The following is a 14,742-nucleotide window of genomic DNA, read 5'->3' as shown; positions in this document are numbered from 1 at the left end:
GTTAATCGTAATTTTTAAGGGAGACCAAATAACAAAAAAAATATCAAACAATAAAACCTTTGTAGTTAATTTTAGGTCATCTCTCCTCTAAGAGATGTTTCAAAGTCTTTTTTAAGCAATACTTTTGAATCGAATTGCCCCAATAGATACATTAACTTAGTAATTGCAGATTCCGTTGTCATGTCTTTTCCAGAAATTACACCTATACGTTTCAAAAGACTACTGCTTTCATATTGCCCCATATTTACACCGCCACCAACGCATTGTGTTACATTAATAACATAAATGCCTTTTGAAATTGCTTCTGCAACAGCATCAATAAACCATTGATCAGTTGTACAGTTTCCAGAGCCGTAGGTTTCTAAAATAACTGCTTTTAAACCACCCGTATTTAAAACACCATTTATATATGATGATGTAATTCCTGGAAACAACTTAACTAAGGCTATATTATTATCCATAATCTTATGAACCGTTAAAGGTTCTTTATACGTCGGTTTTAATAAATATTGATGGTTTATTTTTAAATGCACTCCAGATTCTGCTAAACACGGATAATTTAAGGAGTTAAATGCTTGAAAATGCTCTGCATTTATTTTGGTAGTGCGATTCCCGCGATACAATTTATATTCAAAATATAAACACACCTCTTTAATTACAGGTTGGTCTTTATCCTGTAACGATGCAATTTGAATAGATGTAATTAAATTCTCTTTGGCATCGGTTCTTAAATCTCCGATTGGTAATTGCGCCCCTGTAAAAATTACCGGTTTTGATAAGTTTTCTAACATAAAACTTAACGCGGATGCGGTATAACTCATCGTATCACTTCCATGGAGTACTACAAAACCATCAAAAGTATTGTAATTTGACTCAATTATTTCTGCAATTTGCACCCAACAATCAGGATGCATATTACTTGAATCCATCGGCTTATCGAAGGAAATTGCCTCAATGTTACAATCCAATAGTTTCAATTCTGGAATTTGCTTTGATAAGTTATTAAAGTTGAAGGCGCGCAAAGTACCAGTTTCGGCTTCTTTTACCATTCCTATAGTACCACCCGTATAAATTAATAGTATGCTTGGTTTTGTAACACTCATATTTTAAAAATATCTTTTGAATTTCGAGTTGTGATTTTTGCTATGTCTTCAACCGATTTGCTATAGATATCAGATAATTTTTCTAAGACATTAATAATATAAGCGCTTTCATTACGCTTCCCCCTGTAAGGTATTGGTGATAAATACGGCGCATCAGTTTCTAGCACGATATGCTCTAAATCAATCTGATTTAAAAACTGATCAATCTTACCATTTTTAAAAGTTACCACACCACCTATTCCAAGTTTCATGTTGTAGGACAGCGCCTGATGTGCCTGTTCTAAAGTTCCTGTAAAACAATGAAAAATCCCAAATAGGTCATCTCCCTTTTCAGTTTCCAAGACTTCAAAAATTTCATCAAAAGCTGCTCTACAGTGAATAACGATGGGCAACTTATACTTTTTTGCTAATTGAATTTGATGTTTAAAGGCTTTTTGCTGAATTTCAAGTGTAGATTGGTCCCAGTACAAATCTATTCCTATTTCTCCAATAGCGTAAAACTGTCGCTTTGAAAGCATGTCCTCGACATGTGTTAACTCCTCTAAATAATTATCCTTCACATGTGTTGGATGCAGTCCCATCATTAAAAAAATATGTTCTGGAAAATCTTTTTCCAGTTGAAACATTGATGCGGTGTACGTGGAATCGATTGCAGGAATAAAAAATCGGGTTACGCCTGTATCAATTGCGCGATTAATCATGTTGTGCCTATCTTCATTAAAAGCTTCGCTGTATAAATGGGTATGAGTGTCTGTTATTATCAAAATTGATTTAATATGATTTATCCTGTAAAAGTAAATGATTTTATGAACTATATTTGTTTAAAATCTAACCGATGGATATTTCTCTTCAAAATTTTCTCCTTGAAAAAAAATACACCAAAATAAAGCTTCATCTCACAAAAACGAATCACTTTGAAATGAAAGCTACGATAAATGGCGTTAAGGGGAGTTTTATCTTAGATACGGGTGCGTCTAGTTCTTGCGTAGGTTTTGAGGCTATTACCACTTTTAATTTAAAGGTTAAAGACTCTAGCATTTTGGCTGCAGGCGCAGGTGCAATAGATATGGCAACTAAAATGTCTAAAAAAAACAAAGTTAAGATAGGCAAGTGGCAACAAAAAAAAGTTGTTTTGGTCTTGTTTAATATGACACACGTGAATACGGCTTTGGTAAATCATAATTCCAAACCCGTTGATGGTATCATTGGTGCAGACACTTTAAAAAAAGGGAAAGCCATAATTGATTATGAGAAAAAATATCTATATTTAAAATTGTAAGTTTTTACCAAACTTATGTATCGATAAAATTAATAGCAATTATTCCTAGCTTAAATGCATACATCTATTGTAATAGCGGATGATCACCCGCTAATGCTTCGTGGTTTAACAGACTTTTTAACATCCAAAGGATTTAACATTTTAGGAAGCGCTGAAGATGGTAAAAGTGCTTATAATCTTATAGTAAAACTAAAACCTAAGATTGCTATTCTAGATATTAGAATGCCATATAAAACAGGTCTTGAAATTGCTGAAGACGTTCAAAAAAATAATCTTGATACAAAAATTATTTTAATAACATTTGACAAAGAAGAAGATCTTTATGACAAAGCCTTAGAATACGGTGTTTATGGTTATATTCTTAAAGAATTTGCAATTGAAGAGATAGAAAATTGTATTGCTCATGTTGAAAACAACCAATCCTACTTTAGTGAAGAAATAGCAACTTATTTGAAGCACAGCAGCCAAAAAAAGCCAAAAGAGCTAGAACTATTAACAAAATCTGAACTTAAAATAGTTACACTAATATCTGAAAATAAAACGTCTCAAGAAATTGCAAAAGAATTATCTATATCACCAAGAACTGTTGATAAGCATAGGAGTAATATTGTTTCTAAACTAGGGTTAGACAAAAAACCAACCTCACTATCAATTTGGGCCAATTTAAACAAGCCCTTTCTATAAAATACGTACAAGTACGTATTTTGTGTTACGGCTTTATCAATTACCTTTACAATGCTATTAATTAGTTCTTAGGGAGAATTATTGAAAGTCCTAGAGTTTTATATTCTAGGGCTTTCGCCTTTATAATAGGTTAATTTTAATTTTGTCTTCTTAAAAAATACGTACAACTGCGTATTTTTTTTTTCATCGCATCACTATACATTTACCTAAGCTATTAATCAATTCTTTTGAGAGAGAATTACTAGAAACTCTGTGTAGTAATAGCGCAGAGTTTCTTTTTTAATTACGAGAGAAATTCTAACTTAATTATTAACGCGTTATGAAAACTACAGAAACTGTCCTGGATACATCTTTCGCTATTGGGTTGGCCATCTTAGTCGTTGCAACCATTGCGATAAACCTACTGGTTATTATTTTTTAAACTTTATTTTCATTTTAGTTAGTTAAAATTAAAAACCCCATAACAAAGTTGTTACGGGGTTTTTATATCTAGTTTTAATCTTCTTAATCAGCTAAAACAATAACCTTATTGTCTTTCATTTCTAATGTTCCAGAAGTAATTGGTAACCAAAACCCTTTATCAGACTTCGTGAATTTAGATTCCACCTCTTCATCTAAAGTAATGTTTCCAGATATCTTTACATTACCTTCCTTTAATAAGGACACAATAGGTGCGTGATCTTTAAGCATTTCAAACTCACCATTTACTCCAGGGACAGCTACACTAATAACCTCTCCTTTAAATAAAGTTGCTTCTGGTGATACAATTTCTAAATACATAATCTTTCAGTATTCAGTATTCAGTATTCAGTACTCAGTAGCAAAACCGCTAACTGCCACTGCTAAACTGCATACTAGTTTTACGCTTCGGCTAACATTTTCTCACCAGCTTCAATCGCATCCTCTATAGTTCCTTTAAGGTTGAAAGCTGCTTCAGGAAGGTGATCTAATTCACCATCCATAATCATGTTAAATCCTTTTATAGTTTCTTTTATATCAACCAATACACCAGGAATACCGGTAAACTGTTCTGCTACATGGAACGGTTGAGACAAGAAACGTTGTACACGACGTGCCCTAGATACAGCCAATTTATCTTCTTCAGATAATTCTTCCATACCTAAAATAGCAATAATGTCTTGTAATTCTTTATAACGTTGTAATAACTCTTTAACTCTTTGTGCACAGTTATAATGGGCATCACCTAAAATATCAGCAGTTAAAATTCTTGATGTAGAATCTAGCGGGTCTACCGCAGGATAAATACCAAGCTCTGCAATTTTACGAGACAATACAGTAGTAGCATCTAAGTGAGCAAAGGTGGTTGCAGGAGCCGGGTCTGTTAAATCATCTGCAGGTACGTAAACCGCCTGTACAGAAGTAATAGATCCTTTTTTAGTAGATGTGATACGCTCTTGCATTGCACCCATCTCCGTTGCTAACGTAGGTTGGTAACCTACCGCAGAAGGCATACGACCAAGAAGTGCAGATACCTCTGAACCTGCTTGTGTGAAACGGAAGATATTATCAACGAAGAATAATACATCTTTTCCTTGTCCATCGCCAGCACCATCACGGAAATATTCAGCAATAGTTAAACCAGATAAGGCAACACGAGCACGTGCTCCTGGAGGCTCGTTCATCTGTCCGAATACAAACGTAGCTTTAGAATCTTTCATTCCAGCTTTATCAACTTTTGCTAAATCCCATCCGCCTTCTTCCATAGAATGCATAAAGTCTTCACCATATTTAATAATACCAGATTCTAGCATTTCTCTTAAAAGGTCATTTCCTTCACGAGTTCTTTCACCTACACCAGCAAATACGGATAACCCTCCGTGGCCTTTTGCAATATTGTTAATTAATTCCTGAATTAATACTGTTTTACCAACACCAGCACCACCAAATAATCCGATTTTACCACCTTTTGCATAAGGTTCAATAAGGTCGATTACTTTAATACCAGTAAATAGCACTTCAGTAGAAGTTGATAAATCTTCGAATTTAGGAGCTTGTCTGTGAATTGGTAATCCGGCCTTTCCTGCCTTTGGCAAATTACCAAGACCATCAATAGCATCACCAATTACGTTAAATAAACGTCCGTAAACATCTTCACCAATTGGCATTTGAATAGGTGCTCCAGTTGCAGTAACCTCAGTTCCTCTACTTAAACCATCTGATGAGTCCATGGCTATAGTACGAACAGTATCTTCACCAATGTGAGATTGTACTTCTAATACCAAAATTGAACCATCTGGTCTTTTAATTTCTAATGAATCGTAAATTTTTGGAAGTTCTGAACCTGCTCCAAACTCAACGTCGATAACTGGTCCTACTATTTGTGCAACTTTACCTGTAACTTTAGACATTACTTATGTATTTAATATTATGCGGTTTAATTGATAAAAACCTCTTTTAGTTTTCGCGTGCAAAGATATATTTTTTAATTTAAAATTTAAGTCAACTTTAAAGGTTTTTTACAATAAAAAAGCACCTTCAAATTGAAGGTGCTTTTCAATACCATTTAAGATGGTTTTATTCTTGAGTAGCCTCTGCTGCTGGTGCATCTGCAGCAGCTCCTTCAGCTGATGCTTCTGCTCCTTCTTCTCCTTCAAGTTCTTCATCTTCATCATCAACATCAACAATTGCAGTTCTTGCCGTTTTAATCTGGCAAACCACAGTGTTATCTGAATGTAAAAAGGTATAATTTTCACTTGGTAAATCTCCGACCGCTACTTTATCTCCAATTTTAAGAGGCGTAATATCTATCTCTATAAAATCTGGTAAATTAGCAGGTAGTGCCTTAATACGTAGCTTTCTATTGTTTCTTCTTAATACACCACCATTTTTAACACCTCTTGAGTTACCAACAAGGTTTACTGGAATGTTAAGAGCAATTTCTTTATCTTCAAACAACTGATAAAAGTCTATATGTAGAATTCTATCTGTTACTGGATGAAACTGTATGTCTTGCAGTACAGCATTTAAAGTTTCTCCATTGTCTAGGGCAATCACAACTGTATGCGCATTAGGCGTGTATACAAGTTTAGAGAAAGCCAATTCTGGTGCAGAGAAATGCACTGGTTGGTCTCCTCCGTATAATACGCAAGGAACCTGTCCAGCATTACGCAAGGCTTTTGTTGCTTTTTTGCCCACGCTTTCTCTTTTAGATCCGTTGATTGTAATTGATTTCATTTCTGTTTATATATAATTATTAATATTCTTAATTTTAATACTATTTACATAACAAATTTAGAACTGATGGACCTGTTATTATGAACTTTATCCATAACTTCTGCAAATAAATCCGCACAGCTTAATACTCTTATTTTATCACTTTCTCGCTTTAATGGAATAGAATCTGTTGTTATTAATTCTTCTAACTTAGAGTTTTCTATCCTTTCGTAAGCATTTCCTGATAAAATAGGATGTGTACAAATTGCCCTAACGCTTAAAGCACCTCTTTCCATCATTAAATCTGCCGCTTTCGTTAAAGTTCCTGCTGTATCTACCATATCATCCACCAACACAACGTTCTTTCCAGTAACATCGCCTATTAACTCCATATGTGAAATTACATTGGCCTTAGCGCGTTGCTTGTAACAAATAACCACATCGCTTGTTAAAGCCTTTGAATACGCATAAGCTCTTTTAGAGCCTCCCATGTCTGGAGAAGCTACTGTTAGATCAGATAGGTTTAAGCTCTTTAAATAAGGCAGAAAAATTGTAGAGGCAAATAAATGATCTACTGGTTTTTCAAAAAACCCTTGAATTTGGTCAGCGTGCAAATCCATTGTAATAATACGCGTAGCGCCGGCCGCTTCTAGCATTTTAGCTACTAATTTTGCCGCTATTGGTACTCGGGGTTTGTCTTTTCTGTCCTGTCTAGCCCAACCAAAGTAAGGCATTACTGCTGTAATGTGTCTTGCTGATGCTCGTTTTGCAGCATCAATCATCAACAACATTTCCATTAAATTTCTTGGTTCTGGGTGGGTAGAACCAATAATAAAAATCCTAGTCCCCCTAATTGACTCTTCATATGAAGGTTGGAATTCACCATCACTGTATGTTGAAGTAATTACGTTACCAAGTTTAGCCCCAAAAGCTTTGGCAATGTTCTCCCCTAATACTCTGCTCTGCGTACAAGCAAAAATTTTAGCTTCGGTGTTTACAACGGCCATGGTTAACTAGTTGTTTTATAGGATTTAAAATGATGACTTTTTTAAACGAGGTGCAAATTTAGACATTTATTTTAACCTGAAAAGTATATTGCCTAGTATTTTAGTGTATCGTATCGAAAAAATATATATTTTTGCAATCCTAAATTGCTCAAGTGGCGGAATTGGTAGACGCGCTGGATTCAAAATCCAGTTTCTTCGGAAGTGTGGGTTCGATTCCCACCTTGAGTACAAAGGCTTTAACAACATTGTTAAGGCCTTTTTTATTTCATACTGTAGTTTAATTACCTTTGCATATCTAAAACACATTTTATGATTTATTCAATGACAGGTTACGGAAAATCTGTTCTGCAATTACCAACCAAAAAAATCACCATAGAGCTCAAATCTCTAAACAGTAAAAATTTAGATTTAAACGCACGTATGCCTTCAATTTATAGAGAGAAGGAATTAGCCATAAGAAAATCTCTTGCTGACAAATTAGTTCGTGGCAAAATTGATTTTTCAATATTTGTTGAAGCGACTGCAGAAGACACCTCTACACAATTAAACACACCTGTAGTAAAACAGTATATGGCTCAGTTAAAAGATATTGTTGATACAGATGATGCAAAACTTTTGGAAATGGCCGTAAGGTTTCCTGATGCCTTAAATACAGTAAGAGAAGAAATTGACGAGAATGAGTGGAACGCTATTTCAGAAGGTATTGACCTAGCAACTGAAGATTTAGTAAAGCACAGATTGAATGAAGGTAAGGTTTTAGAAAACGATTTTAATAATCGTGTAGCGACCATAGCAGATATTCTTGATAAAGTTATTGAAATGGATCCAGAACGTGTTGAAGGTGTTCGCGAACGCCTTAAAAAAGGTGTTGAAGAACTAAGAGAAAAATACGACGAAAACCGATTTGAGCAGGAGCTGGTATACTATATTGAAAAGTTTGATATTACTGAAGAAAAAGTGCGTTTAAAAAATCATCTTAACTATTTTGTAGAATCCATTAAATCTGAAGATTCTAATGGGAAAAAACTTGGATTCATTAGTCAAGAAATGGGGCGCGAAATAAATACCATAGGCTCAAAAAGTAATTATGCACCAATGCAGCAGTTGGTGGTGCAAATGAAAGATGAGCTTGAAAAAATTAAGGAACAGCTATTGAATGTTTTGTAATTCAGTTCGCAGTATAAGTGGCAGTATTTAGTTAAATAAATATGAATAAAGAAAAAAAACAAGGTAAACTTATAGTGTTTTCAGCACCTTCAGGTTCTGGAAAAACTACTATCGTACGCCATTTATTGGGTATTGAGGATTTGAATTTAGAATTTTCTATATCTGCTACATCCCGAGAAAAACGTGGAAATGAAATTGATGGTAAAGATTACTACTTCTTATCGGCTAAAGCATTTAAAACCAAAATTAAAAATGAAGAATTTTTGGAGTGGGAAGAAGTTTATCGAGATAATTTCTACGGTACTCTAAAAACTGAAGTGGAACGTATTTGGGCTTTAGGAAAGAATGTGATTTTTGATATTGATGTTTCTGGTGGACTTCGCATAAAACGTAAATATCCTAATGAAACTTTAGCTGTTTTTGTAAAGCCCCCAAGTATTGATGAGCTTAAGATTAGGTTGAAAAAACGTAAAACTGAGAGTGAAGACAAAATAAATATGCGCGTAGCCAAAGCCTCTGCAGAATTAGCTACAGCACCTTTATTTGATACCATTATTGTAAACGACAACCTTGAACACGCACTCATAGAAGCTGAAACTCAAGTAAGACAGTTTATAAACTCTTAAGGTATTATGAAGGTTGGTTTATTTTTTGGCTCTTTTAACCCCATTCATATTGGGCATTTAGTTATTGGTAACCATATTGCCGAATTTAGTGATTTAGACCAGGTATGGTTTGTTGTTACTCCGCATAATCCTTTTAAGAAAAAGAGTTCGCTTTTAGATAATTTTCAACGTTTAGAAATGGTGTATCAAGCCACTAAAGATTTTACCAAACTAAAACCGAGCGATATCGAGTTTAATTTGCCCCAACCCAATTACACCATTAATACTTTAGCTTATTTACAGGAAAAATATCCCGATCATGAGTTTGCATTGATTATGGGGGAAGACAACCTTAAAAGTTTTCATAAATGGAAAAATTACGAGCTTATTTTAGAAGCACATGATATTTACGTGTATCCCAGAATTTCTGAAAAGACAATTGAGACCCAATTCCACAACCACGCAAGAATTCATTTTATCAATGCACCCATCATGCAACTATCTTCAACCTTTATTAGAAAATCTATAAAGGAAGGTAAAAATGTGCAACCTATGTTACCACATCATACGTGGCAGTATTTAGATGAGATGAACTTCTATAAGTAAGGTACTGTTTCTAATTTTTAAACAAATTTATTTAGGTGTAAAAACACCAAATCCCGCTTCTAAGAAGCAGGATTAGTAATAATATAAATACATCTGAAATACCTTAATCTAAGGCAGGAATGCGCAATACTTGCCCAGGATATATTTTATCAGGATCTTTAAGCATTGGTTTATTTGCTTCAAATATCACAGGATATTTCATGGCATTGCCATAATATGTTTTTGCGATTTTCCCAAGCGTGTCGCCACTCTCAACTGTGTGAAATTGTGCTTCTGGTTCTGGATTCTCCACCGTCATTTGATCATCTACAAAAGCAATACCGTTAGAATTCCCTACTACTAAAACTACTTTTTCTTTAGTTGCTTGGTCGAAAGCAGCACCAGTTACTGTAGCAGTTTCGTCATCTATAAATACATTAAGGCCTTCTACCTTCAATTGTAAATCGTTAATTGTTTCTTCCAATTTTTGAGCAGCTATTTGCTCTAACTTCAATTCTTTAGCAGCAGCCTCTGCAGCTTCCTCTTCATCTGTTTTGCCTATACCAAATACTTTTGCTCCTGCGTTTTTAATAAATGAAAATAATCCCATGTTAATTTATTTAAGGTTAATAATTTTGTTTTCTGTAGTGTTTAAAACTACACAATTTTAAGACACAATAATAACGGATATGTCACATATTTTAACGCAAAAACAGAAACCGCCTAAAGCAAGTTGCTTTAAACGGTTTCTAAACTAAATAACCAACCAAAAATTTTAGTGAAACTCAAATTTGAAAAGGTCTGAAAAACCTGAAGCAAATTTGAAAGTTGAACTAATCCCGCCCTAGGCGGGATCTCACTTTATATATCTTAAAACTACCCTCTAGTATTGTCTCTAGGGTTTTCTTTTCTTTCGCTTTTAAACTTACGTTTCTTCTCTTTATTCGCAGTACTCTTATCTTTTGTACTAGCAGACTTTAAGTATTGTATGTAGCCTCTTCCTTTAAATTCGTATATAGTTTCAGAAGATGCGTGGTACAACTCTATGGTTCCGTCATCTATAACGCTCAATTCAAAAAATTCATTGTCGAAAGAATCATAATCTAATGTTAAAGTTTTTAAAAGTTCGTTTCCTGCAATATTTCCAACACCATAAACTCCTGTATAATCCCAAATTAAGTTATTAGGGTTCATCCCAAAATCATCTTGAGAACTTCTAAAGGTAGAATCATTGCCTCCAGCTAAAAATTGTAAATAATTCTCGTTATCAAACTCGTTTAAAACACCTATTTCACTAGTATAGGTCTTTTCCCAAGCTTCATATTCTTGTAAGAAATAATGAATATTATCATAGAACACAAAATCGTAGTCAAAATTTCTTCGCTGATAGCCTTCTAAAAAGTACGACGTATCTGTATCTGGATTGTATAACTCGATAGTATTGCTATCTACCACAAACACATCGAAAGTTACAAAACCATCAATATCATGATTTACGTCCAAAATTGTATTATATGCATCATAACTTGCAACATCAATTCCAAATCCGTTGCCGCTGCTACCGATACCTACTAAATTGTTGTTTGCATATACTGTTCCATTAATAAACGAAATGGTAAATGCTTTTTGTAGAAAAGGCACTTCACCAAAACCAATGGTTTGGTTTATATCTACGTACCAAAGTTCGTGGGAATTTAGTACCTGGTTTGCATTTATTATTGGTGCATCCACAAAGTCATCAACAATAACCTCTGTATAGCAAGACGTAAAAAGTGTTGATACTAACGCTAAACTTAAAAGTAATTTTGCAGTCTTCATAATCATCCGTTTTAGGGTTTCTGTTTCTATATATCCAAACAGCGTGCCAAAAATTTTTATTGAAGGCACCATATACATACATTCTTCTATATTTTACGTACTTTTGAAGTAGAAATAATGTTTTATTTTCTATGAATAAACCTTTAAAATATGCGGTTTTTGGAGCAGGAAGTTGGGCAACGGCTATTGTGAAAATGCTTTGCGAAAATTTAGATGAAATTGGTTGGTATATGCGCAGTATATATACCAAAGAGCATTTGTTGAGGGAGCAGCATAACCCCAATTATTTAAGTTCGGTAGAATTTCATTTGGAGCAATTAAAGCTTAGTAATGATATAAATGAGATGGCAACATGGGCCGATATTTTAATATTTGTAATCCCTTCTGCCTTTATTCATAGTGAACTGGAAAAGCTTACTGTAGATATTTCTAAAAAAACCGTGGTTTCTGCCGTAAAAGGTATTGTTCCAGAATCGGGCCTATTGGTAGGTGAGCACTTTAATGAAAAATACAAAGTGCCCTTTGAAAATATTGCGGTTATAGCAGGCCCATGTCATGCAGAAGAGGTAGCACTAGAGCGTTTGTCTTACCTCACCATTTCGTGTTGGGACTCCAAAAAGGCGCAACAGATAGCCGATAGTTTATCGAGCGACTACATAAAAACTAAGATAAGTGATGACGTTATTGGTATAGAATATGGCGTTATGCTCAAAAATATTTATGCTATTGCCGCGGGAATTGCCCATGGATTGGGCTATGGCGATAATTTTCAGAGCATTTTAATGAGTAATGCCATTAGGGAGATGAAACGTTATATAAAACGTGTACATAAAATGAAACGTAACATTAATAACTCTGCGTATTTAGGCGATTTATTGGTAACGGGCTACTCTACGTTTTCTAGAAATCGCATGTTTGGCAACATGATTGGCAAGGGTTACACCGTAAAATCTGCACAAATGGAAATGAGTATGGTTGCCGAAGGATATTATGCTACAAAAAGTGCTTACCTCATTAACCAAAATAATGAGAAAAAAGCAGAAACACCTATTATTGATGCCGTTTATGCTATCCTATACGAAAACAAAAACCCGAAAAAGGTGTTTAAAAAACTAACCGATTTGTTAGATTAAAAAGCCTCCTCTAGCTCCTCCATACTTCGACTAAGCTCAGCACAAGAGGAGGAGAACACTCAACTGTAAATTGCTCTTTAAAACTTATATTTGGGCGTTACCCTCCTAACACTTCGACAAGCTCAGTGCAGGTGTCGGGTCGGGCTTGCAGTTCATCTTGAGCGTAGTCGAAGGGCTATATCTTTTGTTTTGTCACTCCTTCGAAGGCAGGAATCCAAATAAAACTATGTTATACATCAATAATTTAGCATATCTGTAAGAAAACAAAAGGATGCCACTACAATCCCTAACGCGGTCTAGTTTGCCAACGTATTTATTTCACCAAAACACCTTTAACCTTCATTAGCGGTATGGTTTGTAATGCCTTTGGGTTAATTGTATTTTTTCTGAACACATACGTTTTATCAAGCATTGCATTACCTTCAAAAAAAGAAACCTTAAAACTATTATTCAGTGCAAATAAATCTTCTTGTAATAGTTCTATTTTGGCGTAGCTTTTCGCAGGAAGTTTATCAATACGCTTTCTAAACGTAGCTGTCTTTTTAGTTTCAGAATAGCCTTCGGAGACAATAATTACCATTTCTAAATCGGTATCCTTATCGTTAATAATGTAGGCATTCCAATCATCAGTTTTGTAAATAGTGTTATGTTCTAGCACTACAGCAATGTAAACATCCTCAACTTTCGGAATCTCAATATCTTTTTTCAAAACTCATATTTTAAGCAGCAAAAATAACCTATTTCTAAAAGTTTATGTAATTTTCCAGAAACACATATACTTAATTATAAAATGAAATTACCTTCAATTCTAAATCTTACGGCGATAATACTTTTTTTAAGTTTTTCCTATACCACCTGTAATGCGCAAACTTCTAAAAACACTTCCGAAATTGTAAAACAGATAGAAAAAGCCATGGGCGGTGTGGATAACTATAATAATACCAAATTTATAAAATGGGATTTTGCCAAACGCGTATTGTTTTGGAATAAATGGACGGGCGATGTTAGAATTGAAAGTCCGCAAGATTCTCTTACCATACTTGTAAATATAAATACGCTTAAGGGAAAAGCTTTTAAAGGAGAGGCTCCAATTACTGATGACGCAGCATTAAACAAACTACTCGAAAAAGGTAAAAATTGGTGGATTAACGATTCCTACTGGTTAGTGATGCCTTGGAAATTACAAGATCCAGGAGTTACCTTGAAGCATGTGAAAACGGAAGTTTTGGAAAACGGAAATACTGCAGATGTATTACAACTTACGTTTAGTGATGTTGGTGTTACACCAGATAACAAGTACCATATTTTTGTAGATCAAACCGACCATTTAATAAAGCAATGGGCGTTTTTTACAAATTTTAATGATGAAGCACCTCGCTTTACAATGCCTTGGGACAACTACCAAAAAGTGGGAAACATTATGTTATCGTTTAATAGAAGCAAATTCGGACCAAAAAACGTGGAGGTAAAACAAGAGTTTAATGAAAGGCTTTTCACAGATTTAAACTATGAATGAGGACATTAAAAAATACATTGACCAAAGTGTGTTGTGTTGGTTAGCCACGGTATCTCAAGACAACATCCCAAATGTGTCTCCAAAGGAAGTGTTTACCTATTTTGAGAATGACATTATTATAGCCAACATTATGTCTCCACAATCTGCAAAAAACATTAAAGAGAATCCAAATGTGTGTTTAAGCTTTATTGATATTTTGGTGCAAAAAGGCTATCAAGTAAAAGGTAAAGCAAAAATTATTTCAAAGCATCAGCCCGAATTTGAAGCATTAAAACAGCCGCTTTTAAAAATAACAGAAGGCAAATTTCCATTCGCCTCTATTTTTAAGATTTCTATTGAAAGCACAAAACCAATAATTGCCCCAAAGTATATGTTGTACCCTGAAACTACTGAGGAAGATCAAATTGCGAGTGCTAAAAGGGTTTATGGGATATAGAATATCGCTCTTTTGGTTATTTAGATTTTTGACTTTATAGAATTTTTCAGCTACTTTCGTTTAACGACGGATATAAGCCATACCAACGGCGCATATCCGTTAATCCATTGCCAACAATTTGAGAAATAGTATTAGATAAAACAAATACTGTAATTCCTATCAGTATCTCAATTTTAGCAAGACATCCAAAAAAAAGATATCGCTTACTGACCAACATCATTGTAGACCAATACAC

General features: G+C 34.4%; 18 protein-coding genes and 1 tRNA gene. 9 read left to right on the top strand and 10 right to left on the bottom strand.

The features are described from left to right. Positions 1–71 precede the first annotated feature (71 nt). Positions 72–1,103 carry an asparaginase gene (locus BMY39_RS02975; protein WP_092575144.1) on the bottom strand — a complete coding sequence of 344 codons (1,032 nt, stop codon included), beginning with the start codon at positions 1,101–1,103 and terminating at the stop codon, positions 72–74. Beyond that, positions 1,100–1,867, bottom strand: coding sequence for a TatD family hydrolase (locus tag BMY39_RS02970; protein ID WP_092575142.1), 768 nt, complete (start codon positions 1,865–1,867; stop codon positions 1,100–1,102). The genes BMY39_RS02975 and BMY39_RS02970 overlap by 4 nt, the downstream gene beginning before the upstream one ends. A 71-nt stretch (positions 1,868–1,938) precedes the next feature. On the opposite strand from BMY39_RS02970, the gene BMY39_RS02965 reads away from it, so the two are divergent. Together BMY39_RS02965 and BMY39_RS02960 are read left to right on the top strand one after the other, a co-directional pair. Then, entirely contained in the window at positions 1,939–2,382 is a 444-nt protein-coding gene (locus BMY39_RS02965) for a retropepsin-like aspartic protease family protein (protein ID WP_092575140.1), read from the top strand. 54 nt (positions 2,383–2,436) lie between these two features. Then, positions 2,437–3,066 (top strand): response regulator, encoded by a 630-nt coding sequence (locus BMY39_RS02960; protein WP_092575138.1) that lies wholly within the window; start codon positions 2,437–2,439, stop codon positions 3,064–3,066. Positions 3,067–3,570: 504 nt separating this feature from the next. On the opposite strand, the gene BMY39_RS02955 is transcribed toward BMY39_RS02960, so the two are convergent. From BMY39_RS02955 to BMY39_RS02940, 4 genes are all read right to left on the bottom strand, one after another. After that, complete coding sequence (locus BMY39_RS02955) at positions 3,571–3,846, bottom strand: F0F1 ATP synthase subunit delta/epsilon (RefSeq protein ID WP_092575137.1); 276 nt, start codon at positions 3,844–3,846, stop codon at positions 3,571–3,573. An 80-nt stretch (positions 3,847–3,926) separates the two neighbouring features. Beyond that, positions 3,927–5,435, bottom strand: a complete 1,509-nt coding sequence (gene atpD / locus BMY39_RS02950; protein WP_092575135.1) for a F0F1 ATP synthase subunit beta — start codon at positions 5,433–5,435, stop codon at positions 3,927–3,929. Between the two features lie 166 nt (positions 5,436–5,601). Further along, complete coding sequence (locus BMY39_RS02945; protein ID WP_092575133.1) at positions 5,602–6,261, bottom strand: 50S ribosomal protein L25/general stress protein Ctc; 660 nt, start codon at positions 6,259–6,261, stop codon at positions 5,602–5,604. Positions 6,262–6,305: 44 nt separating this feature from the next. Next, positions 6,306–7,247 (bottom strand): ribose-phosphate pyrophosphokinase, encoded by a 942-nt coding sequence (locus BMY39_RS02940; protein ID WP_092575131.1) that lies wholly within the window; start codon positions 7,245–7,247, stop codon positions 6,306–6,308. 146 nt (positions 7,248–7,393) lie between these two features. On the opposite strand from BMY39_RS02940, the gene BMY39_RS02935 reads away from it, so the two are divergent. The 4 genes from BMY39_RS02935 to nadD all read left to right on the top strand — a co-directional run bounded on the left by BMY39_RS02935 (position 7,394) and on the right by nadD (position 9,625). Then, a tRNA-Leu gene (locus tag BMY39_RS02935) sits at positions 7,394–7,475 on the top strand. Positions 7,476–7,556: 81 nt separating this feature from the next. After that, the gene (locus tag BMY39_RS02930; RefSeq protein ID WP_092575129.1) at positions 7,557–8,414 is read left to right on the top strand and encodes a YicC/YloC family endoribonuclease; all 858 of its coding nucleotides are present in this window, start codon (positions 7,557–7,559) and stop codon (positions 8,412–8,414) included. 41 nt (positions 8,415–8,455) lie between these two features. Next, complete coding sequence (gene gmk, locus BMY39_RS02925) at positions 8,456–9,040, top strand: guanylate kinase (RefSeq protein WP_092575126.1); 585 nt, start codon at positions 8,456–8,458, stop codon at positions 9,038–9,040. A gap of 6 nt (positions 9,041–9,046) precedes the next feature. Beyond that, on the top strand, positions 9,047–9,625 hold the full coding sequence (gene nadD / locus BMY39_RS02920) for a nicotinate (nicotinamide) nucleotide adenylyltransferase (RefSeq protein WP_092575123.1): 579 nt from the start codon (positions 9,047–9,049) through the stop codon (positions 9,623–9,625). 103 nt (positions 9,626–9,728) lie between these two features. On the opposite strand, the gene lysM is transcribed toward nadD, so the two are convergent. Together lysM and BMY39_RS02910 are read right to left on the bottom strand one after the other, a co-directional pair. Continuing rightward, entirely contained in the window at positions 9,729–10,214 is a 486-nt protein-coding gene (gene lysM, locus BMY39_RS02915; protein WP_092575119.1) for a peptidoglycan-binding protein LysM, read from the bottom strand. Positions 10,215–10,480: 266 nt separating this feature from the next. Next, positions 10,481–11,422 (bottom strand): nicotinic acid mononucleotide adenyltransferase, encoded by a 942-nt coding sequence (locus BMY39_RS02910; RefSeq protein WP_092577597.1) that lies wholly within the window; start codon positions 11,420–11,422, stop codon positions 10,481–10,483. A gap of 131 nt (positions 11,423–11,553) precedes the next feature. On the opposite strand from BMY39_RS02910, the gene BMY39_RS02905 reads away from it, so the two are divergent. Further along, complete coding sequence (locus BMY39_RS02905; RefSeq protein WP_092575116.1) at positions 11,554–12,555, top strand: NAD(P)H-dependent glycerol-3-phosphate dehydrogenase; 1,002 nt, start codon at positions 11,554–11,556, stop codon at positions 12,553–12,555. Between the two features lie 313 nt (positions 12,556–12,868). Here BMY39_RS02905 and BMY39_RS02900 read toward each other — a convergent pair whose 3' ends face one another. Then, on the bottom strand, positions 12,869–13,264 hold the full coding sequence (locus BMY39_RS02900; protein ID WP_092575113.1) for a hypothetical protein: 396 nt from the start codon (positions 13,262–13,264) through the stop codon (positions 12,869–12,871). 81 nt (positions 13,265–13,345) lie between these two features. On the opposite strand from BMY39_RS02900, the gene BMY39_RS02895 reads away from it, so the two are divergent. Further along, positions 13,346–14,071 (top strand): hypothetical protein, encoded by a 726-nt coding sequence (locus BMY39_RS02895; protein WP_092575110.1) that lies wholly within the window; start codon positions 13,346–13,348, stop codon positions 14,069–14,071. Next, on the top strand, positions 14,064–14,507 hold the full coding sequence (locus tag BMY39_RS02890) for a pyridoxamine 5'-phosphate oxidase family protein (protein ID WP_092575107.1): 444 nt from the start codon (positions 14,064–14,066) through the stop codon (positions 14,505–14,507). Before BMY39_RS02895 ends, BMY39_RS02890 begins: the two co-directional genes overlap by 8 nt. 46 nt (positions 14,508–14,553) lie before the next feature. Here the strand turns inward: BMY39_RS02890 and BMY39_RS15045 are convergent, their stop codons facing one another. Beyond that, on the bottom strand, positions 14,554–14,742 hold the full coding sequence (locus tag BMY39_RS15045; RefSeq protein WP_177176532.1) for a hypothetical protein: 189 nt from the start codon (positions 14,740–14,742) through the stop codon (positions 14,554–14,556).

The organism is Hyunsoonleella jejuensis (assembly GCF_900111025.1).
Taxonomy (GTDB): Bacteria; Bacteroidota; Bacteroidia; order Flavobacteriales; family Flavobacteriaceae; genus Jejuia; species Jejuia jejuensis.
Note: the sequence above shows the minus strand (reverse complement) of the source record. Positions and strands in the feature narration are given on the sequence as shown.